This is a genomic window from Limnobacter sp., assembly GCF_046297615.1.
Classification (GTDB): Bacteria; Pseudomonadota; Gammaproteobacteria; order Burkholderiales; family Burkholderiaceae_B; genus Limnobacter.
The window spans coordinates 810,149-830,777 of sequence record NZ_JBKBHM010000001.1; the positions used below are offsets into that span (position 1 = coordinate 810,149).

At 59.6% G+C, this 20,629-nt stretch carries 15 protein-coding genes and 1 tRNA gene; 12 read left to right on the forward strand and 4 right to left on the reverse strand.

The window, feature by feature from the left end; genetic code table 11:
- Positions 1–141 precede the first annotated feature (141 nt).
- The 6 genes from ACK4FF_RS03745 (at position 142) to ACK4FF_RS03770 (ending at position 6,938) form a co-directional block, all read left to right on the forward strand.
- Positions 142–2,055 (forward strand): DUF1302 domain-containing protein, encoded by a 1,914-nt coding sequence (locus tag ACK4FF_RS03745; protein WP_409704736.1) that lies wholly within the window; start codon positions 142–144, stop codon positions 2,053–2,055.
- Positions 2,056–2,196: 141 nt separating this feature from the next.
- The gene (locus tag ACK4FF_RS03750; protein WP_409704738.1) at positions 2,197–3,006 is read left to right on the forward strand and encodes a ParA family protein; all 810 of its coding nucleotides are present in this window, start codon (positions 2,197–2,199) and stop codon (positions 3,004–3,006) included.
- 3 nt (positions 3,007–3,009) lie between these two features.
- Positions 3,010–3,633 carry an AAA family ATPase gene (locus ACK4FF_RS03755; RefSeq protein ID WP_409704740.1) on the forward strand — a complete coding sequence of 208 codons (624 nt, stop codon included), beginning with the start codon at positions 3,010–3,012 and terminating at the stop codon, positions 3,631–3,633.
- Between the two features lie 138 nt (positions 3,634–3,771).
- Positions 3,772–4,176, forward strand: coding sequence for a hypothetical protein (locus ACK4FF_RS03760; RefSeq protein ID WP_409704742.1), 405 nt, complete (start codon positions 3,772–3,774; stop codon positions 4,174–4,176).
- A 77-nt stretch (positions 4,177–4,253) separates the two neighbouring features.
- A complete protein-coding gene (locus tag ACK4FF_RS03765) occupies positions 4,254–5,750 on the forward strand; it encodes a pilus assembly protein TadG-related protein (RefSeq protein WP_409704743.1) in 1,497 nt (498 codons plus the stop codon).
- 141 nt (positions 5,751–5,891) lie between these two features.
- Positions 5,892–6,938 carry a hypothetical protein gene (locus ACK4FF_RS03770; RefSeq protein ID WP_409704745.1) on the forward strand — a complete coding sequence of 349 codons (1,047 nt, stop codon included), beginning with the start codon at positions 5,892–5,894 and terminating at the stop codon, positions 6,936–6,938.
- A gap of 7 nt (positions 6,939–6,945) precedes the next feature.
- On the opposite strand, the gene ACK4FF_RS03775 is transcribed toward ACK4FF_RS03770, so the two are convergent.
- The 3 genes from ACK4FF_RS03775 to ACK4FF_RS03785 all read right to left on the reverse strand — a co-directional run bounded on the left by ACK4FF_RS03775 (position 6,946) and on the right by ACK4FF_RS03785 (position 8,006).
- Positions 6,946–7,359 carry a DUF6691 family protein gene (locus tag ACK4FF_RS03775; protein ID WP_409704747.1) on the reverse strand — a complete coding sequence of 138 codons (414 nt, stop codon included), beginning with the start codon at positions 7,357–7,359 and terminating at the stop codon, positions 6,946–6,948.
- A complete protein-coding gene (locus tag ACK4FF_RS03780) occupies positions 7,356–7,799 on the reverse strand; it encodes a YeeE/YedE family protein (RefSeq protein WP_409704749.1) in 444 nt (147 codons plus the stop codon). Before ACK4FF_RS03780 ends, ACK4FF_RS03775 begins: the two co-directional genes overlap by 4 nt.
- A 131-nt stretch (positions 7,800–7,930) precedes the next feature.
- Positions 7,931–8,006: transfer RNA gene (locus ACK4FF_RS03785), tRNA-Phe, on the reverse strand.
- A 129-nt stretch (positions 8,007–8,135) separates the two neighbouring features.
- Between ACK4FF_RS03785 and ACK4FF_RS03790 the strand changes: the two genes are divergently transcribed.
- The 6 genes from ACK4FF_RS03790 to ACK4FF_RS03815 all read left to right on the forward strand — a co-directional run bounded on the left by ACK4FF_RS03790 (position 8,136) and on the right by ACK4FF_RS03815 (position 19,264).
- Entirely contained in the window at positions 8,136–9,374 is a 1,239-nt protein-coding gene (locus ACK4FF_RS03790; RefSeq protein ID WP_409704751.1) for an FAD-dependent monooxygenase, read from the forward strand.
- A gap of 91 nt (positions 9,375–9,465) precedes the next feature.
- Positions 9,466–10,272, forward strand: a complete 807-nt coding sequence (locus ACK4FF_RS03795) for a DsbC family protein (RefSeq protein ID WP_409704753.1) — start codon at positions 9,466–9,468, stop codon at positions 10,270–10,272.
- A 21-nt stretch (positions 10,273–10,293) separates the two neighbouring features.
- Entirely contained in the window at positions 10,294–11,586 is a 1,293-nt protein-coding gene (locus ACK4FF_RS03800; RefSeq protein WP_409704755.1) for an efflux RND transporter periplasmic adaptor subunit, read from the forward strand.
- Between the two features lie 6 nt (positions 11,587–11,592).
- Positions 11,593–14,691, forward strand: a complete 3,099-nt coding sequence (locus ACK4FF_RS03805) for an MdtB/MuxB family multidrug efflux RND transporter permease subunit (RefSeq protein ID WP_409704757.1) — start codon at positions 11,593–11,595, stop codon at positions 14,689–14,691.
- Positions 14,688–17,783, forward strand: coding sequence for a multidrug efflux RND transporter permease subunit (locus ACK4FF_RS03810; RefSeq protein WP_409704759.1), 3,096 nt, complete (start codon positions 14,688–14,690; stop codon positions 17,781–17,783). Before ACK4FF_RS03805 ends, ACK4FF_RS03810 begins: the two co-directional genes overlap by 4 nt.
- A complete protein-coding gene (locus ACK4FF_RS03815) occupies positions 17,780–19,264 on the forward strand; it encodes an efflux transporter outer membrane subunit (RefSeq protein WP_409704761.1) in 1,485 nt (494 codons plus the stop codon). The genes ACK4FF_RS03810 and ACK4FF_RS03815 overlap by 4 nt, the downstream gene beginning before the upstream one ends.
- Here the strand turns inward: ACK4FF_RS03815 and ACK4FF_RS03820 are convergent.
- A complete protein-coding gene (locus ACK4FF_RS03820; protein ID WP_409704763.1) occupies positions 19,229–20,581 on the reverse strand; it encodes a murein transglycosylase A in 1,353 nt (450 codons plus the stop codon). The genes ACK4FF_RS03815 and ACK4FF_RS03820 overlap by 36 nt on opposite strands.
- Positions 20,582–20,629: the final 48 nt, after the last annotated feature.

Sequence of the window (20,629 nt, forward strand, 5' to 3'; positions counted from 1 at the left end):
ATCAAGTTACCGAAGTGGTACATTTTTAGAACAAACGCTCTAGCCTGGGTCGATGGAGGATCGCCCCGCCACTGGCTGGAAGTGCATACATACAGTTCTAAAAATTAAAACAGCGCCCCAAGGCGCAACCACGGAGGTGACATGAAATCAAGCACGCATTTTGCGCGTTCCCAAACCTTTGCCGGCGTTCGCGCCATGTTTGCAGCAGCAGCCCTCATGGCTGCGGTGCCTGCGGCCCAAGCCACTGATTACAAAATCGGCGACTACGACCTGTCTGTCAACTCAACAGTCAGTATTGGTACCAGTTTTAGGATTGATGGCAGAGATCGGTTGCTTTATGGCGCGAACAACGTGGACAACAATGGAGTCCGAGGGTTGGGCGGTTCCAATGCCAGTGATGACGGGAACTTGAACTATGACAAGGGCGATGCCTTCTCCACCATCGTCAAAGGGGTCCATGACCTAGACTTGAAGGGCAAGAATCATGGTTTCTTCGGGCGAGTCAGGTGGTTTTACGACTATGAGCTGAACAAAGGTGCAGTTCACCACGGTCATGAGCCCAACAACTACACCCGCAATACGCAGCTGAACGACAACGGTTTTCACCCCTTTGCCCGTTTTGACAGCATTGATGTCTTGGACCTTTACGGTTACTACAACACCACCGTAGCGGAAAGGGCAACCAGCTTCCGGCTCGGTCGACAAGTGTTGGGATGGGGCGAAAGTATTTTCTTCCAGAACGGCATCAACGGGGTGAATACGCTGGATGTGTCTGCCTTGCGCAGACCAGGCGCCGACTTGAAAGAAGGGTTTACGCCTTCGGAAATGGCCCTCGTTAGCATGGATTTGACAGAGACGACTAACTTGGAGGCCTTCTATCAACTGAAGTGGCGGCAAACCGTCGCTGAAGGGTGCGGTACGTATTTCTCTACCTCTGATGCGACATCAGATGGCTGTAGCCGAGCCAACTATGCAGGCTCGCTGAGGGCCTTGGCTAGTACGGGGGCAGATACTACGGATTTTGGGTTGGCCAGAGGGAGTCTGGATACCAGCAATGACATCAATGGACCTGCTCCAGGTGGAGTATTCACGTTCCCCCTAATCAATCGAACGTTTGACAAACGCCCGAAAGATGATGGTCAGTTCGGTTTTGCGTTGCGTAAGTATGCTTCTGAGATCGGCACCGAATTTGGTGCTTACTACTTGAAATACCATTCACGCCTGCCTGTCTTAAGCTTGAGAGCATCAAGTCAAACTCCTCCCCCTGGATTCAATTCTCGGCCTGTGGCTTTGGGCGGGGTAGATGGGCAGTACTTTGTTGAGTACCCGGAGAACATTAGCGTTTTGGGCGGTACATTCTCGACCAATCTCGGTAGTTGGGCTTGGGCGGGACAAGTGTCTCATTCCCTGGACGTCCCTGTTCAAATCAACTTTAACGAGATACTGGTCGGCGGTTTGTTTGCTGGCGCCGAGACTGGTCTTGGTTTTCCGAGATCGACATTTAGCAACCGAGCAGCCGCAGCGGGCCCTGGCGGGATTGTTCAGGGCTTCGATCGATTTGACATCACGCAACTGTCCACCAATTTCGTGAAATCATTTGATCGAGCCCTTGGTGCCAACTCGATCGCTTTCGTGGGCGAAGTCGGCGCGGTGATTGTTCATGATCTACCCGCCACCACTGGTGCAGGGGCGCAGCGCTACGGCCGGAATCCCGTCTTTGGTACTTACAACCCGACGACCAACCCTTCTCTGGGCGGGTTCATTACCGACTTTTCTTGGGGGTACCGCCTGAGGGCAAACGCCACATACAGGGATGTGTTTGCGGGTATCGACTTGATTCCTCAGGTGTCATTCGCTCATGACGTGGACGGATGGTCTCCTGAGCCCGGGCAAGTATTCAATGAAGGCCGGATGGTGACTGGTTTAGGTCTAACTTTTGAGTTTGATGCCAACACTAGAGCCAACGTGTCCTACACCACGTTTGCCAATAGTGCTGACTTCGATCCGCTTAGGGACCGTGACTTCGTATCTTTCACGGCATCTTTCTCCTTCTGAGTATCTTTGACCTAAAAAACCCCGGCCCTGGCCGGGGTTTTTTATTGTCTGCTTGGGGCAATGTTGCACTGCACGGCAGCAAGTTTTCTTGGTACATTAACCCTCAAAATCAAACAGATGACCTAGACAGGAGTGTTCAGCATGCGTCGAGTGGTGTTTAACCAGAAGGGCGGGGTGGGCAAGTCCACCATCACTGCCAATCTTGCGGCCATTTCGGCTCAGGCCGGTTACAAAACCCTGCTGATCGATCTGGACCCGCAGGGCAACAGCACGCAGTACATCACCGGGCAGGGCGGCGAGAAGCTGGAGTATTCACTGGCCGATTTGTTCGACCAAGCGCTGAACTTCAAGATTCGCCCCAAGCAAGGGCGCGAGTTCATCAGCGCCACCCCCTACGACAACCTGGACGTGTTGGGCAGCCACCCCGCCCTGGAAGAATTGCAGGTGAAGCTGGAATCCCGGTACAAGATTTTCAAGCTGCGCGAGGCGCTGGACGAATTGGGGTCCACCTACGACCGTGTGTACATCGATACCCCACCGGCCCTGAACTTCTTTTCGCGCTCAGCCCTGATTGCCGCCAACAGCGTGTTGATTCCCTTCGATTGCGATGAATTCTCCCGCCGGGCCTTGTACAACCTGCTCGACTCCTTGAATGAAATCCGCGCTGACCACAACCCGGCCCTGCAAGTGGAAGGCATTGTGGTGAACCAGTTCCAGCCCCGCGCCAGCCTGCCGCAGAAGCTGGTGGCCGAGTTGCGCGAGGAGGGCCTGCCGGTGCTGGCCAGCACTTTGTCGTCGTCGGTGAAAATTCGCGAAAGCCACGAGGCGGCCAAACCCATGATTCACTTCATGCCCACGCACAAATTGGCCAAGGAATTTGTGGCCATGCACGATGAGCTTGAGAAAGCGGCCAAGTCGGCTTCCAAGCCCACCGGCAAAAAGGCGGCTTGACCCATGAAAGCCATCATTGTGAGCAGCCGCAAGGGTGGGGCCGGTAAAACCACCCTGTCAGTGAACCTGGCCACCACGGCCGCCCAGGGCGGTAAACGCAAGGTGGCCTTGATCGACCTCGACCCTCAGGGGTCCAGCCTGTTTTGGTCCACCCTGCGTGAAGCCGAATTCCCCAAGGTGATCAAAGGCAACCCCAACGAGGTGTTCATTACGTTGTCGGAACTGGAAGACGAGGGTTACGACTTCGTCATTCTCGACATGCCGCCCACCGACAAAAAGTGGATTCGTGAATCGCTGGGGCAGGCTGATTTGGTGCTGATTCCCACCAAGCCCAGCCCATTGGACATCCACAGCGCCAGCAGCACGCTGGAATGGGCTGCTGAGGCGGGCTCCAAGGTGGCTTGGGTCATCAATGGTGCATCGGCCACCAGCCGCAACCCAGAGATTGTGTTTGACTTGCTCAAGGCCACCAAAGTGCCGGTGTGCAACACCATCGTGCACGAGCGCGGGGACTTCGTGAGCAGCATCAGCGCCGGTCAGTCGGTCGTGGAATACGCGCCAGCCTCCAAGTCTGCCGCTGAAATTCAGGCCTTGTGGCGCAATGTGACAGGTCTGTTACCCCGTTAAGCCCGCTGTTTCCTTACACCAGGCTTGCACCAAAAGCGGTCGTAATTCTGGCCGCTGCATTGGCACCGAATTTGCTAAATGGGAAGAAACCCCATGGCTGCCCCTACGGAGGGCCGCCAAGCAAAGGAGCCAATCGTAATGACGAGTGTACTGGTGGTTGATCCCAATCCAGACAACCGAAGGGCCGTGCAGCAGGCCTTGACAGCGTCCAACCAGTTTGAACGCGTGCTGGCCTGTCCTAATTTTGATGCCGCCGAGCGGGAGCTGGCCTCTGCACCCATCGAAGTCATGCTGGTGGCCGATTCCTTGGCGCGCAGCCATGCCGTGATTGAGGACTTGAAAAGCCGCATGCCCGCACTGGGTGTGGTGGTGGTTCGTGAGCCGGGCGACCTGCTGGACGCTGCTGGCCTGAAAGCCTTGGGCATGGACGCACAAACCTCGCGCTCGGCCTCGCCCATGGAATTGATTGCCTCGGTGGCCAAGGCCTTGGTGGCCTCCATCACCCATTCACCCAGGCATCTCAAAAAACTCTTGAAGGATTAATTCCCGTCATTTTTGGCCTTTGGGTTAACCCGTTCTGATGCACAATCAGAGGTGTGTTTTCCAGCCCCGGCCCATCCATGAATGCTCGCACCCCCTGCGGCTCGCCCTCAGTGACTTTGGCCCCACGGCTTGTTGGGCGCCAAGGTGGTGCCACGCTGGTGTTCACTGCCCTGTTTACCCTGGCTGTGGCTGCCGCGGCATTCAGCGTTTTTGGCTTGGGGCAGTCCATTTGGCAGCGCGAAAACATGCAGCGCATTGCCGACTTGTCGGCCAAGGCCGCTGCCAGCGAAATTGACAGCGCGGCAGCGGGCTTTCCTGCGGCCCGTAGTTACGCCACACGTAACGGCTTCAATGCCAACACGGACAGCCTGACCATCAATTGCAATGTGCGTGGCACCAACACCCTGTTGCAGCCCGCCAACTGTCAGCAGACGGTGTTGGTCACATTGAGCCGAACCATACCCACACTGTTCATGGGCAACCGCACGCAACGTGTGGTGGCCGAAGCCACTGTACAGCCCTTCATCAGCGGTGTCCTTAGCACCAATCTGCTGACCTTGAACACAGGCTCTGGCAGTTTGTCCCCCCTCTTCGCAGCCTTGGGCACCCGCTTGAACATCAACGCGGTCAGCTTCCAAAGTTTGTTGAATTCTGATGTTCAAGTTGACCTGTTGCAATTGGGTGTGAAGCTGGGTGTATTGACCAACACCACTACCCTGAACACGCAAACCTTGCTCAATGGCTCCGTGAATGCGCGGCAGTTGTTGAATGCGGCCCTCAGTGTGGCGGGCACTCAAGCTCCGCCTGTGACGTTGCCGGTTGGTGGTGAGTTGAGCACGGTGACCTTCCCGGTTAGCCGAATATTGACGGTGCCTTCAGCGGGCGCGGGTGACCTGACCGGGGCCACTGTTCGCCTCGGTGACTTGGCCTACGCGGCCACGCTGGCCGCAGGCACCGGCATACCTGCGGGTGTGTTGCAGGTGAATGCAGGCAGCTTGTTGCGCATCAGCATTTTGCAGCCGCCGCAGTTATTCGTAGCCCGCAAAACAGCCCAAAGTGGGGCGGTGTTGGCCACCGCGCGTACTGAACAAGTTCGGGTGTCCTCGCAAATTCTGAACCTGCTGGATGTCACGGTGACCTCGGGCGGGGGCCGCGCCGACATCAAAGACATCGAGTGCCGATTGCCGCAAAGTGATTCGGCGGTGTTCGCGGATCTGTCGTCCACACCACTGACTGCCAGCATCAGCGTGCCCAGTGTGTTGGGCCTGAGCACCAACCTGTCGAGCGTCAGCGCCAGCAATCTGGAGTTGCGTGGCTATCCCGACCCGTCCTTGACCCGCAGTTACAGTTTTGAATCCCAACAGGGCTTGGGGCAATTGGCCACGAATTTGAATGCGTCAGTGCTGGGTTTGAGCCTGCCATTGTTGCTGCTGAATGCCCCGCTGAAAGCAGCCCTGGGCCAGTTGGGTGGAGTACTGGACACCGCGCTTGATGTGATCGGTCTGGATGTGAATCGAGTGGTGTTGCAGGTCAATGGCATGGATTGCTTCAACACGGCGGTGCTCACCCGTTGATGCGAGCTTTATTTTTGCCAAAAAATGACATGCTGATCATATTGTGGGCAAAAGGGGGCTTTCCATGGTCAGTCTTTACGCATATAGTGGTTTTGGCACGGTTTCAAGCCGTGTACAACCAACAATAACTAGACCAAAACCATGAAATCTCTGCAAGTGTGTGCGCTGGCCCTGGCGGTCGGCTGCAGCGCGGTGTGGGCGGAAGAGGAGCCCCCACAAAAACGCCCCATCGAGCCCGCGCGGATGGAAAGTGACCTGCCCCAGTGGATGATTCCCGGTGTGAGTCATGTGCATTACGGCCTGAGCGGTTTTGTCGACAGCACGTCCCGCAGCATCGACCGCTTCTTCGGCACCGACGACAGTCTCTTCGTCGACAACCAATCCTATCTACGCATACGGCAGGAAACAGCGGTGTTTGAAAACCGCACCAGCAACGACTTGTCGGTTCGTTTCAGGCTGGACTTGCCCACCACCCGCAAACGCCTGCGTCTGCTGATCGAAAACGAGGCGGATGACCTTCGTGACACCGCCACCAGCCAGCAGCGGGCCAACCGGTTTCTGGACCGGCAGCTCAATGGCAACAACAACTCCGGCCTTGGCCTGGAGCAAGTGGGCACCGGTGATGGGGTCAGCAGTTGGAAAAACAACCTGGGTGTGGGTGTACGTGTGCGGTCGGACATCGACCCTTACATTCGCGTGACCAGCCAGCGCCGCGCCAAGTTTGCCGACGATGAATGGCAGGCCTTCAGTTTCAACCGGGTGACCTACTTCGACAAGCGTGGCTTGGTGGGGCGAACCACTCTGGACTTGAACCACCCCTTTACCAAGACAGAATCCCTTCGGTTTGTGACGCAGGGTGAATGGACTGAAGAGCGCAAGGCCACCGCGTTCAGCCAGAGTGCGGAAATCAACCAGGTGCTGGATTCGCGCACGGGTTTGCGTTACGCCATGATCGCCTTGGGCGACACCGCCCGCCAAAAGAATGTGTTCGACTACGTGGCGCAGGTGTATTGGCGCAGGGACATTCACCAGAAGTTTGTGTTCCTCGATGTGGTGCCTGAGTACCACATGCCCACCGAGCCGAATATCGACAACTATTGGGCGCTGATTTTCCGCATTGAGGTGTTTTTCGGAAAAACCTTCGGTGCCAATCCGGACCGGCGTTTCGCCAGCCCGAGCCCTTTCTGACGGCCGCTTAGCGGCGTTTGTTCAACACTTCAAACACCACCATGCCCGCCACCATGGCGGCGACAAACAGCGCCGCTTTGGTGTTCAGCATGCCCAGGGCCACCAGCGCGGGGCCGGGGCAGAAACCGGCCAGCCCCCAGCCTGCCCCAAACAGCGCCGCACCCACCAACAAAGGCCGGTCTGTCTGTGTGCTGGTGGGCAGGCGCATTGGTTCACCCAGCAAAGACTGTTGACGCTGTTTGGCCCAGGCAAAGGCCAGCACGCCCACAGCAATGGCACCGCCCATCACAAAAGCCAATGAAGGGTCCCAAGCGCCGGCCAGGTCAAGAAACCCCAGCACTTTGGCGGGGTTGGCCATGCCCGACAACAGCAAGCCCAGGCCAAACACCAAGCCCGTCAACAACATACTCAGCGCCTTCATGCTGCACCCCCAGCCAAGACATGGCGCACCACATACACGGTGATGAACCCCAAAGCCATGAAGGTGAGTGTGGCCACCAGTGAGCGCACCGAAAACCGGGACAGGCCGCACACCCCGTGGCCGCTGGTGCAGCCTGAACCCATGCGGGTGCCATAACCCACCAGCAAGCCCGCCACGATCAGCGTCAATGGGCTGGCCTCAATCTGCGTGTCAGGCAGCGGGGCCCACAGGCCCCACACCAATGGCGCGCCCAGCACGCCCAGCAGAAAAACGGCGCGCCATGCGATGTCGCCATGCTGTGGTTTGAACAAGCCGCCCAGTATGCCGCTGATGCCCAGAATTCGCCCGTTGAGCACAATCATCAGTGCGGCCGAAAGGCCAATCAAAAGCCCGCCCAGGCCCGAGGCCCAAGGGGTGAAAGAGTTCCAGTCGATGGTCATGTATGGTCCCAGTGTTTGTTTATGAGTGTTGGCTCATGTAAAGCCCAATTGTAGGCCAAACTGGGTTGGGCAGGGAATGGGGGGCTGAAAATGAAAACGCCCGGCTGAAACCAGCAGGGCGTTTGAATACGTGGTGGCCGAGGACAGAATCGAACTGCCGACACAAGGATTTTCAATCCTCTGCTCTACCGACTGAGCTACTCGGCCACGCGTTTTTCAGTGGTGTTCACCACCGAAGCCCGCAAGTCTAACCGAAAATTCCGGGTTTCGCAAACGGCTGTTGCAAATTTCGCGGTACGATGTGGACCATGTCCATTCACAATTGCGAGTGTTGTCATGCACGCTAACTCAGCCAGCCCCCTTGCCAGTGGTGATGGCCTGTACGACGCCGTCGTTACCGGCTGCGGCGTGGTGGGTTTGGGTGCCGCGCTGGTGTTGGCCTCGCATGGGTTCCGGGTGAGCGTGGTGGGCCGCAGGCCGCCGCAGTTTCAGCCCAACCCTGCGCAGCGGTTCGACCCCCGCGTCTTTGCCCTCTCGCACCGCAGCCAGCGCATTCTGGACCGGCTTCGGGTGTGGGACAACATTCCCAATGACAAAGTGCAGCCCGTGCTGGAAATGCAGATTTGGGGCGACTCCCAAGGCCCCGACCAAGGCCAGTTGCGCTTTTCGGCAAGCGACACCGGGGTGGACTCGCTGACCTGGATCATCGAGCAAAGCAGCCTGTTCGACTCGTTGCTGGCGGCGGTGCGTTACCAGCCCGCCATTGATTGGGTGGATGCGCCGGTGGAGGGTTTGTCCCGCGAGCGGGATGTTTGGGCGGTGGTGTCCAACCTGAAAACCTTGCGCACCCGGCTGCTGATCGCCGCCGATGGCGCACAAAGCCTCACCCGCCAGCAAGCGGGCCTGGATTACGAGCTCGATGATTACTGCGCCGAGGGCGTGGTTGCCACCTTCGAGGTGGAGCAACACCACCACGGCAGCGCCCGGCAATGGTTTGAGGGCGATTCGGTGCTGGCCATGCTGCCTTTGCCCGGCCCTTATGTATCGATGGTGTGGTCACAGCCTTTGCATGAGTCCCAGCGCACCAAAGAGCTTGCGCCGCAGGCCTTGGCCGAGTCGGTGATGGCCGTCTCCGGCGGTGCTGTACAGGCCCTGTATGGCCAGTTGAAGCCCTGCGGGCAGACTTATGCATTCCCGCTCAGGCATGGCATTGCCCCCGTGTGGTTTGACCAAGGTGTGGTGTTGATGGGCGATGCTGCCCACGTGGTGCACCCCTTGGCTGGGCAGGGCTTGAACCTGGGTTTGGAGGATGTGGCCGAGTTGGCGCAGTTGTTGACTTCACGCAAACGCCTGCTGGCGGTGCAGCGGCTTGGCTTGGCCGATGAGCAGTTGTGGCGCGCCTGGGAGCGGCGCAGAAAGGCCGCATGTGCGCCGGTTCATTTCATCACCGACGGTTTGCACAACCTGTTCAGGCTAGACTTGCCCGGCGTGGCCACGCTGCGCAACAAAGGCATGCAGTTGGTCAACCAGTTGCCCATGCTGAAACGTTGGTTGTCTCAGCAAGCCATGCGATAAGCGGCGCGCTCCGCCCGATTGGGCGACCGGAATGAACAAAATCAGATTGGCCCAGTCCAAAACCTGTCTCTATAAAGGATGTGAACCCAGAATGAATGTAGCAAATCGCCTGCCCAAGTGGCGTGCCCGCTTGGGTGCGCTGGTTCTCGGCACTGCCTGCGCGGCAGCCCTGTACTCCACTCAGTTGCCCCTGGCCCAAGCCGCCCCTGCCACCAAACAGCAAGCCGACCGCATCAGCGCCGCAGTCACTGATGCCCTTGGGGCCTCAGGCGTGAAGGTGTTGTCGGTGGAAAAAGTTGATTTCATCGACGGCCTGTTTGAAGTGGTGGTGAACCACAGCGGCACCAAAAAGGTGATTTACACCAATGCCAGTGGCAGCCATCTGATTCTGGGTGACCTCATCGAAAGCAAAACGATGACCAACATCACCGAAGCCAAGATGGACAAGCTCAATGCCATCAACTTCGAGAAAGACTTGCCCGTGGCCTTGGCCCTGAAAACGGTGTACGGCACGGGTGCCCGCAAAATTGCGGTGTTTGAAGACCCGAACTGTGGATACTGCAAACGGTTCCGCAAGGAAGCCCTGACCAAGTTGCAGGACACCACCGTGTACACCTTCGTGTTCCCGGTGCTGGGCAAGGATTCGCTGGACAAAGCCCAAAAGGTGATGTGTGCAGCGGACAAGTCCAAGATGTGGGACGACTGGATGCTCAATGACCAGTCACCCTCCGGCAAAGGCGATTGCAATGCGCCCGTGCAAGACTTGGTGGCCTTGGGTCGCTCCATGGGTGTGAATGGCACACCGACCGTCTTTTTCCAGGACGGCACCCGCGCCAGCGGCGCCATTCCCGCGTCTGAACTGAACCGCAGGGTGGCCCTTGCATCACGCCCCAAGTAAAAGCACTGCAGTGGAGTAGCCATGCCTGAAGGTCGAGCTGTGACGCGCCGTAAGGTGAGTCGTTGGGTGTTGCTGTTGGCCTTGGTGGGCGCAGCAGCGGGTTCGGCTTGGTGGTGGACTCACCGTGACACCCCTACAGCCCAGGCTGATGGGCAAGCCAACAAGCCTGGCCGTGGTGGGCCACCCGGCATGGGTGGCCCAGGTGCACGCGGCGACAGGCCGGTGCCGGTGAATGTGCTGGCCGTGCGTCAACAGGATTTCCCCTTGGTGATGACGGCCATCGGCTCCGCAGTGCCGCAGTTGTTGGTGACCGTGCGCAGCCGTGTGGATGGTGAGCTGGTCAAGCTGCATTTTCAGGAAGGCCAGACGGTGAAGGCCGGCCAGTTGCTGGCTGAAATTGACCCGCGGCCTTTCAAAGCCCAGTTGGACCAAGTCAAAGGCGAGTTGGTGCGCAACATGGCTTTGCTAGACAACGCGCGCCTTGACCTTCAGCGTTATCAGGACTTACTGGCCAAAGACGCCATTGCCCGCCAGCAGGTGGACACGCAGGCTGCCTTGGTGCGCCAATACGAGGGTACTGTGCAGACCGGGCGTGGCCAGGTGGACAATGCCCAGCTTCAGTTGCAGTACACCCGCATCACTGCCCCTATTTCTGGCCGAGTCGGCTTAAGGGCGGTAGACCCGGGCAACCAGGTGAAAGCGTCGGACACCAATGGATTGGTGAGCATCGCGCAGACCGACCCAATGCGAGTGGTGTTCACCGTGTCGGAAAGCCAATTGCCCGAGGTGGCCAGCCGCTTTCAAGGGGGCAAAAACCCCTTGGTGGTTGAGGCATGGAACCGCGAGCAAACCACCCGACTGGCCCAAGGCCGCCTGCAAACCATCGACAACCTGATTGACGCCACCACCGGCACCGTCAAATTGAAAGCCACCTTGCCCAACCCGCAGGGGCTGTTGTTTGCCAACCAGTTTGTGAACATCCGGCTGGTGTTGGGGCAACTCACCGGGGCCAAAGTGGTCAACACTGCAGCGGTGTTGCGGGGCGCCTCGGGCAGTTTTGTGTACCGCGTGCAAGAGGACGGCACGGTGAAGGCGGTGCCTGTCAAAGCCTTGGCCACTGAGGGCGCATTGACTGCCGTGGAGGGCGAGCTGGCTGTGGGTGATCGTGTGGTCAGCGACGGCACCGACAAACTGCGCGATGGGGCCAAGGTGGAAGTGGTGGACCCCAACGCAACACCCAAGGGCAAACGGCCGCCCGGGGCTGGCGGGGGCACAGGCCCAAAATCTGGCCCAAAAACAGACCAACGGGGATAAGCGGGCATGAACGTGTCCCGCCTGTTTATTCTGCGGCCGGTGGCCACGTCGCTTCTAATGCTGGCGGTGGTGCTGCTGGGGGCTTATTCCTATCGGCTGTTGCCGGTATCGGCGTTGCCCGAGGTGGATTACCCCACCATTCAAGTCACCGCCCTTTACCCGGGGGCCAGCCCCGAGGTGGTGACCACCTCCATCACTGCGCCCTTGGAACGCCAGTTCGGGCAGATGTCGGGCTTGGCGCAAATGACCTCCACCAGTTCCGGTGGTGCGTCGGTCATCACCCTGCGCTTCAATCTGGAACTGGGCCTGGATGTGGCCGAGCAAGAGGTGCAGGCGGCCATCAATGCGGCGTCCAATCTGTTGCCCTCGGACTTGCCCTTGCCACCCGTGTACAGCAAAGTGAACCCGGCAGATGCGCCAATTCTCACCCTGGCTGTCACCTCGCCCACACTCACGGTGCCCCGCATGGTGGATTTGGTGGAAAGCCGGGTGGCCATGAAAATTTCGCAAATACCGGGTGTGGGGCTGGTGAGTATTGGCGGTGGCCAGCGGCCAGCAGTGCGCATCAAGGCGGACACAGAACTGCTGACCCGCTTGGGCCTGTCGCTGGAAAGCCTGAGAACAGCCATTTCTGCCAACAACGTGAACTTGTCCAAGGGCAGTTTTGATGGGCCGTTGCGGGCTTCAACGCTGGATGCGAACGACCAACTCAAAAGCCCGCAGGACTACCGCGACCTGATTGTGGCCTATGCCAATGGCGCACCGGTGCGCTTGGGTGATGTGGCCGAGGTGGTGGAAGATGCGGAGAACACCCGTTTGGCGGCTTGGGCCAACACGCAGGAAGCGGTCATCCTGAACATCCAGCGCCAACCCGGTGCCAATGTGATTCAAGTGGCCGAGCGTGTAAAGGCCGCACTGCCGCAGTTACAGGCCTCACTGCCTGCATCCATCGACGTGGCCGTGCTGACCGACCGCACCAACACCATTCGTGCCTCGGTGGCGGATGTGCAGGTGGAATTGCTGATTGCCATCGGCTTGGTGGTGGCGGTGATTTTTGTGTTTCTGCGCACCTTCAGTGGCACGGTGATTCCGTCGCTGGCCGTGCCCGTGTCCCTGGTGGGCACGTTTGCCATCATGTTGCTGTTGGGTTTTTCCTTGAACAACCTGACCCTGATGGCACTGGTGATTTCCACCGGCTTTGTGGTGGACGACGCCATTGTGATGATCGAGAACATTGCCCGCCACATTGAAGAGGGCAAAAGCCCCATGCAGGCCGCGCTGGATGGGGCGGGGCAGATCGGCTTCACCATTGTGTCCTTGACGGTGTCGCTGGTGGCGGTGCTGATTCCACTGCTGTTCATGGGCGATGTGGTGGGGCGGTTGTTCCATGAGTTTGCCTTGACAATGACAGCGGCCATTCTGATTTCCGCCGTGGTGTCGCTGACGCTCACCCCCATGATGTGCGCGCGGCTGCTCAAACCGCATGTGGCCAGCAACGAGCCACCCGCCTTCAGGGCGATTGCCCACTTTTTTGACCGTGTGATTGACCGATACGCGCTCGCCCTCCGTTGGGTGTTGAACCACCAAACCCTGACGCTGTGGGTGGCGGTGGGTACTCTGGCCTTAACCGTGTTGCTCTACATCGTCATTCCGAAAGGCTTCTTTCCAGTGCAGGACACCGGGGTGATTCAGGGCATTACCGTGGCCCCGCAATCGGTGTCCTTCGCGGCCATGTCCGAACGCCAGCAGGCCGTGGCCGAGCGTTTGCTGCGCGACGACGCAGTGCAAAGCGTCAGTTCTTTCATTGGGGTAGATGGCGTGAACCCCACCATGAACAACGGGCGCCTGCAAATCACTCTGAAACCGCTGAAAGACCGTGCGGACCGTGTACCCGTCATCATGGCCCGATTGGCCGCCGCAGTCAGCGATGTGCCGGGCATCGAGTTGTACCTCCAACCCGTGCAGGACTTGACCATCGAAGGGCAAGTCGCCCGCACCCAATACCAGTTTGCGCTGACGTCGCCCAGCCTTCAGGAACTCGGCGTTTGGGTGCCCAAGCTGGTGGCTGAACTGGCCAAAGCGCCGCAGTTGCGCGATGTCAGTTCTGACCTGCAAGACCAGGGCCTTCAAGCCTATGTCGAGATTGACCGTGTGGCGGCTGGCCGCTTGGCTGTGACGGTGTCGACCATCGACAACGCCCTGTACAACGCCTTTGGGCAACGGCTTATTTCCACGATCTTCACCCAGTCCAACCAATACCGTGTCATTCTTGAGCGCAAGTCCGAACCTGATGAAGGTTTGTCCGCGCTGTCTACGCTGTACGTGCCTTCGGCCAATGGTGGGCAGGTGCCTTTGTCGGCTGTGGCCCGTGTGCTGGAGCGCAACACCCCGCTGGCGATTGCCCACCTGGGGCAGTTCCCCTCGGCCACGGTGTCGTTCAACGTGGCAGCGGGTGTGTCTCTGGGCGAGGCTGTTGAGGTGGTTGAGTCAGTGAAGGCCAGCCTGGGCATGCCAGCCTCCATCGTGACGGACTATCAGGGCGCTGCCGCGGCCTTTGCCGCGTCGCTGACCAACACAGTGTGGTTGATACTGGCTGCGTTGATCACGATGTATATCGTCTTGGGTGTGTTGTACGAAAGCGCCATCCACCCCATCACCATTCTCTCCACCTTGCCCTCGGCCGGGGTGGGGGCCTTGCTGGCCCTGTGGGTGACAGGGGTCGGGCTGGACATGATAGGCATCATCGGCATTGTCCTGTTGATCGGTATCGTCAAGAAAAACGCCATCATGATGATCGACTTCGCGCTGGAAGCGCAGCGCAAAGACGGCATGGCCCCTCGTGAAGCGATCTATCAGGCGTGTCTGTTGCGGTTCAGGCCCATTCTCATGACCACTCTGGCCGCACTGTTGGGCGCAGTGCCCTTGATGTTGGGGCAAGGCTACGGTGCAGAACTGCGTCAGCCCCTTGGGTTTGCATTGGCCGGTGGTTTGATTGCCAGCCAGTTGCTGACCCTGTTTACCACACCCGTCATCTACCTGGCCTTTGACCGCTGGGCTGGCAAACCTGAAACGCCTGATGCCGCCTCGCCCGGGGTTCCGTCATGAACCTGTCGGCCGTCTTCATTCACCGCCCCGTAGCCACGGTGCTGTTGTGGATGGGGGCTGTACTGGCAGGCTGCCTGGGGTTTGTGAACCTGCCTGTGTCGCCGCTGCCGCAGGTGGATTTTCCCACCATCAGTGTATCGGCCAGTGTGCCCGGTGCCAGCGCAGAAACCATGGCCGCCACCGTGGCCACGCCCTTGGAACGCACCTTGGGCAGAATTGCGGGGGTGACGGAAATCACGTCAAGCAGTTCGCTGGGCAGCAGCAATGTCACCATCCAATTCGAGCTGAACAAAAACATCAACGCCGCCGCGCGTGAAGTGCAGGCCGCCATCAACGCGGCGCGCCCCTTGTTGCCCAGCGCCATGCCCAACAACCCGACGTACCGCAAAGTCAACCCGGCTGATTCACCCATCATGATCTTGGCCCTGACCAGCGAGCGTTACAGCCGGGGCGAGTTGTATGACATGGCCTCCACCCTGTTGGCCCAAAAGTTGGCGCAGGTCGATGGGGTGGGGCAAGTGTCTTTGGGGGGCAGTGCCCTGCCCGCGGTGCGGGTCAATGTGGAGCCCTCGCGATTGTCCGCGATGGGTTTAAGCCTTGAAAACCTGCGCACCAGCATTGCAGCCACCAACACCAACCGCCCGGTGGGTTTCATTGAAAGCGGGTCGCAGCGCTGGCAGATCGGCATGAACAGCCAGGCCCGCTCGGCTGACGAATACAAGCCGCTGATTGTTCGCACCAACAACGCGGCATCCGTGCAATTGCGCGACGTGGCCGAGGTGAAAGACAGTGTGCAGGACCTTCGCACCTATGGGGCCGCCAATGGCAAGCCGGCGGTGGTGCTGGTGTTGAACCGGGCGCCCAACGCCAACATCATTGCGACAGTGGACAGTGTCCGTGCCATGATTCCCCAGTTGAAAGCCATGGTGCCCGAGGCGGTGAATATGGAAGTGGTGATGGACCGCACCACCACCATTCGCGGTTCCCTGCGTGAGGTTGAAAAAGCCCTCGTGATGTCCGTGGCGTTGGTGCTCTTGGTGGTGCTCTTGTTCCTGCGCCGTTTGAAGGCGGCGCTCATCCCCAGCGTGGCTGTGCCGGTGTCGCTGATTGCCACCTTCGGCATCATGTACTTGTTGGGCTACAGCCTGGACAACCTGTCCTTGATGGCCCTGACCGTGGCCACGGGCTTTGTGGTGGACGACGCCATCGTGGTGCAGGAAAACATCATTCGCCATCTGGAGCGCGGCAAGTCCGCCGTACAAGCCGCGCTGGATGGTGCCCGGGAAATCGGCTTTACCGTGTTGTCCATCAGTATCTCTTTGGTGGCGGTGTTCATTCCGGTGCTGTTTATGGGCGGCATTGTGGGCCGCTTGTTCCGTGAATTTGCGGTCACCCTGTCGGCGGCCATTGGCGTGTCGCTGCTGGTCTCGCTCACACTCACCCCAGCTTTGGCGGCGCATGCCTTGGACTTGCACGAAAAGCCCACCAAGCTCTCACGCTGGGTGGGCTTTTTCTCGCGTGTGGGCGCGCGCGTGAACCGTGTTGTACGCCGTGCATACCGACGCAGCCTGGCGTGGTCGCTGCGCCATTCCCCGTGGGTGTTGCTGGCCCTGTTGCTTACGATTGCAGTGAATGTCAGCCTGTACATCCAGATTCCCAAGGGCTTTTTTCCGCAACAGGACGCTGGTCGAATTCAGGGCTTCGTGCGGGGCGATCAGAGTGCCTCCTACCAGTCCATGGAAGCCAAGATGATCGAGTTGATGAAGGTGTTGCAAACCGACCCGGCAGTGCGTCACGTGGTCGGCTTCACCGGCGGTGGTCGGCGCAACGGTGGGTTCATGTTTCTTACCCTCAAGCCATTGAAGGAAAGGGACGCGCCCATGCCTGTGGTGTTGGCCCGCATGCGCAAGCAGGTGTCCAAAATTGCAGGTGTGTCGCTGTTCTTGACCCCGGCTCAGGATGTGCGCATCGGCGGTCGACAAACCAGCACCGACCTGCAATTCACCCTGCTGGCCGATGACCTGGAGGTGCTGCGCCAATGGGAGCCCAAGGTGCGTGAAGCCCTGTCCACTTTGCCCGAGTTGGTGGATGTGGACACCGACCAGCAGGACAAAGGTTTGGAGTACAACCTGATTGTTGACCGCGATGCTGCATCGCGATTGGGCCTGTCCATGCGGGACATCGACACCACCTTGAGCAACGCATTTTCGCAACGCCAGGTGTCCACCATCTTCAACGACCTAAACCAATACCGCGTGGTGCTTGGGCTGGACGATGCCTTCCTTCAACACCCCGACAGCTTGAAGTTATTGCGCGTCATCACGCCCGAGGGCGGGCAGGTGCCGCTGTCTGCGTTTGCGCGCGTGGAGCAGGGCACCGCGCCCCTGTCGGTCAGTCACGAAGGCGGGTTTCCTGCATCGACAATCAGTTTTAGCCTGGCGCAGGGCGTGTCGCTCAGCCAAGCCACAGCAGCGGTGCAAAATGCATTTGATCAACTGGCCCCGCCCGTGGAGCTTCAAGGGCGTTTTCAAGGGTCTGCCGGGGCCTTTCAGCAATCCTTGTCCAGTCAGCCTGTTCTGATTCTTGTCGCCATTGTCACGATTTATCTGGTGCTGGGCATTCTGTACGAAAGCCTGTTGCATCCTTTGACCATTCTTTCCACCTTGCCGTCGGCCGGGGTGGGTGCGCTATTGGCCCTCATGCTGTTCGATCAGGAATTCGGCGTCATCGCCTTGATTGGTGTACTGCTGCTGATCGGCATTGTGAAAAAGAATGCGATTCTGATGATTGATTTTGCACTGGAGCGTCAACGCAAGCACGGGCGCAGCGCGGTGCAGGCCATTTACCGCGCGGCCGTGTTGCGCTTCAGGCCCATCCTGATGACCACACTGGCAGCCATGCTGGGGGCGGTGCCCTTGGCGCTGGGCAGCGGCGATGGGGCCGAGTTGCGCGTGCCCTTGGGCATCGCGATTGTGGGCGGCCTGCTGCTCAGCCAGTTACTGACCTTGTACACCACGCCGGTGGTGTATGTGTTGTTGGACAAGGCCCGTCACGTCGTGATGGGGCCCCCAGCGAAAAGGACGATTGCATGACTTTGACCCGATTGGCCGCTGCGCTTGCGGCCTTGTTTGCGCTGGGGGCATGTTCCATGGCTCCCAAACTTGAGCAGCCTGCGCTGACCACGGCCATTCCCGACAACCTGCGATCCGACATTGCATGGACCACTGCGCCCGATGCGGTGCCGATGGACGCCCTATGGTGGCGTCGCCTGAATGACCCACTGCTGGCGCAATGGCAGGATGAATTGCTGAAATCGAACCCGTCCATTGAACTGTCATTGGCGCAATATCGGGCCGCCCGCGCGGCGGTGGACAGTGCCGATGCGGCGCTGTGGCCCACCTTGAACCTGTCCGCATCACAAACGCGCAGCCAGACCGGCTCAGCCTCACGGGCCACTGGGGTGGCCACGGCAGTGGGCACCACCACCTCGTATGCCACCGCAGTGCAAGCCGCCTGGGAACTGGATTTGTGGGGGCGTTTGCGCAACGGCACCCAAGCCGCGCAGGGCGACCTCGCCAGCGCAGCCGCCGTGGTGGGCAATGCCCGTTTGAGTGCGCAGGCTTTGTTGGCACAAAGCGTGGTGCTGTGGCGGGTGGCGATGGCTCAAGAAGCGCTGTTGGACCGCAGCGTGCGGGCCTATGCCCGTTTCAAAGACTTGACCCAACTGCGTTTTGAGGCGGGCGTTGCATCCAGGCTGGATGTGGCACAGGCCAACACCCTGCTGAATAACACCCGTACGCGCCTTGCTGAGGCCACCTTGGTGCGCACCCAGTCGGAGAATGCCATTGCAGCCGTGTTGGGCCGCGTGCCCGCTTCCATGGACTGGGCGGCCATGGCTCAGCGTTACCCGGTGTTCACCGGCCAAACCATTCCCGATGTGCCCGCCCCGCCTGAACTGCTCAGCAGCACGGTGCTGCAGGGGCGATACGATGTGCTGGCTGCGCAAGCGCGGGTGAAAGCAGCCAACGCGCGCATCGGTGTGGCCCGCGCCGCGTATTTTCCGGTGATCAGTTTGGCCGCTTCCAGCGGTTACCGCAGCACTGTCCTGTCCAATTTGTTTGACACGCCAGCCCGGGTTTGGTCGGTTGGTCCGGCCCTGGCGTTGAATCTGTTTGATGCCGGCGCGCGCTCTGCGGCTGTCGAGGCTGCATTTGCGCAGATGGACCAAGCCGTGGCCACCTACCGGCAAACCGTCGTCACCGCTTTTCAGGAAGTTGAAGACAACTTGGCCGCAGTGAAATTGTTGGAGCGTGAGCAGCAGTCGCAAGCCCAAGCGCTGGAATCGGCCTGGTTGGCCCGCGACATTGCCCAGGCGCAATACACGGCGGGCACGGCGGACTCCTTGAACGTCATCAGCACGCAGGTGTCCGCACTGGATGCCGAGGCCACAGCCATCACCTTGTGGGGCCGCCGCATGGTGGCCTTGATCAACCTCCTCAAGAACACCAGCGGCCAGGCCTTGCAGGCCGAGTCAGCGTCAGTTGGCCGAGTCGCTGCCCCCGCTGGGCAGTGAGGCGCCTTTGGGCCACAGCAACCACAGTTTCAAGGGTTGCCGGGTCACCCCGGCCGCCTGGCCAGCCTGGGCACCCGTGCCCCAAAAGTAGTCGGCGCGAACCCGGCCACGAATGGCCCCGCCCGTGTCTTGCGCCAGCGCACCCTGATGCAGGGCCTGGCCCGTCACTGGGTGAGTGCTGTCCATCCACAACAGTGAACCGTAAGGCACGATGGAACGGTCCACGGCCAGGCTGAGTTCGCCGGTCAAGGGCACTCCCAACGCGCCCACAGGCCCATCCTCGGGGTTCAGCACCGCGTTTTCCCGAAAGAACACCACGCTGGGGTTGGCATTCAGCAGGTCGTCCACCTTGGTGGGGTTGGCTTGCGCCCACTGGCGTATGCCGGGAATGGTGGCCTGTGCCGCCGTCAGTTCACCCCGTTCAACCAGCACACGCCCGATGGCTTTGTAGGGGTGGCCGTTCTGGTCGGCGTAGCTCAAGCGCATCACACCGCCGGTGTTCAGTTTCACGCGGCCAGAGCCTTGCACCTGCAGCAGGAAGGCGTCCAGCTTGTCGTCTACCCACACCACGGGTTTGCCTTTTTGGGATGACACAGTCTCCCACTCCTCCCGAGAGTAGTAGGGCACCAGCGTGTTGCCCACGAGGCGGCCCCGCAAACGTTTGCCCTTCAGTTCCGGGTACACCTCATCGAGTTTCACCACAATCAGGTCGGCGGGGGTGGCGTACAAGGGCGTTTGAAAGCGGCCCTGCTTCTGCCTGCTGCCGTTGAGCAGGGGTTCGAAATAGCCGGTCAGCAGGCCTTCCTTGCTGCCATCCTCTTGCTGAAATTGCCACACAGTCAGGTTGCGCTCCATCCAGTTGCGGGCCACCGCGTCGCTGGCGGTGGCAGGGGGCAACGTTCTGCACACCGTATTCAAGGCTTCAGGGGTGTTGCTTCTTTTTCCCAATGTGGCGCATTGCTTAGCAAACTGCCTGAGCAACTCCGCGTGTTTGCCGGTAGCCCACCCGGGCAGTTGGTCGAATTCGCTGCTGGCCCAGACGGGCAGGGTAGGGGCTTTGTCGCCGCCTGCACCCGAGGTGCCCGTTGCACTGCCACCTGCTGTGTTGCCATCGGGGCAAGCAGGGCAAGAACCGGTTTTGGTCGGCCAAACTGTGCTGCAGCCCGATACAATGCCCAACAGGGCTGCAGTGGCGATCAAGGCCCGCAAGCGGCTTGTGCCCAGCGGTTGGTGGGTGTTTTTGAAGAAGGATGAACGGAACATGTGGTTGCTCATTGCGGAAATGATGTTGGCTTTGGCTGCCATTGTATTCATCATGTGGTGGACGATGCGGGCGCGTGTGGAACGGCCACTCGAAAATCAGGA

Excerpts from the sequence above, each read along its gene's own strand:
- ACK4FF_RS03755 (WP_409704740.1), top strand. The coding sequence starts at position 3,010 with ATGAAAGCCATCATTGTGAGCAGCCGCAAGGGTGGGGCCGGTAAAACC.
- ACK4FF_RS03820 (WP_409704763.1), bottom strand. The coding sequence starts at position 20,581 with ATGATGAATACAATGGCAGCCAAAGCCAACATCATTTCCGCAATGAGC.
- ACK4FF_RS03800 (WP_409704755.1), top strand. The coding sequence starts at position 10,294 with ATGCCTGAAGGTCGAGCTGTGACGCGCCGTAAGGTGAGTCGTTGGGTG.
- ACK4FF_RS03810 (WP_409704759.1), top strand. The coding sequence starts at position 14,688 with ATGAACCTGTCGGCCGTCTTCATTCACCGCCCCGTAGCCACGGTGCTG.
- ACK4FF_RS03760 (WP_409704742.1), top strand. The coding sequence starts at position 3,772 with ATGACGAGTGTACTGGTGGTTGATCCCAATCCAGACAACCGAAGGGCC.
- ACK4FF_RS03745 (WP_409704736.1), top strand. The coding sequence starts at position 142 with ATGAAATCAAGCACGCATTTTGCGCGTTCCCAAACCTTTGCCGGCGTT.
- ACK4FF_RS03770 (WP_409704745.1), top strand. The coding sequence starts at position 5,892 with ATGAAATCTCTGCAAGTGTGTGCGCTGGCCCTGGCGGTCGGCTGCAGC.
- ACK4FF_RS03790 (WP_409704751.1), top strand. The coding sequence starts at position 8,136 with ATGCACGCTAACTCAGCCAGCCCCCTTGCCAGTGGTGATGGCCTGTAC.
- ACK4FF_RS03805 (WP_409704757.1), top strand. The coding sequence starts at position 11,593 with ATGAACGTGTCCCGCCTGTTTATTCTGCGGCCGGTGGCCACGTCGCTT.
- ACK4FF_RS03780 (WP_409704749.1), bottom strand. The coding sequence starts at position 7,799 with ATGACCATCGACTGGAACTCTTTCACCCCTTGGGCCTCGGGCCTGGGC.
- ACK4FF_RS03750 (WP_409704738.1), top strand. The coding sequence starts at position 2,197 with ATGCGTCGAGTGGTGTTTAACCAGAAGGGCGGGGTGGGCAAGTCCACC.
- ACK4FF_RS03765 (WP_409704743.1), top strand. The coding sequence starts at position 4,254 with ATGAATGCTCGCACCCCCTGCGGCTCGCCCTCAGTGACTTTGGCCCCA.
- ACK4FF_RS03795 (WP_409704753.1), top strand. The coding sequence starts at position 9,466 with ATGAATGTAGCAAATCGCCTGCCCAAGTGGCGTGCCCGCTTGGGTGCG.
- ACK4FF_RS03775 (WP_409704747.1), bottom strand. The coding sequence starts at position 7,359 with ATGAAGGCGCTGAGTATGTTGTTGACGGGCTTGGTGTTTGGCCTGGGC.
- ACK4FF_RS03815 (WP_409704761.1), top strand. The coding sequence starts at position 17,780 with ATGACTTTGACCCGATTGGCCGCTGCGCTTGCGGCCTTGTTTGCGCTG.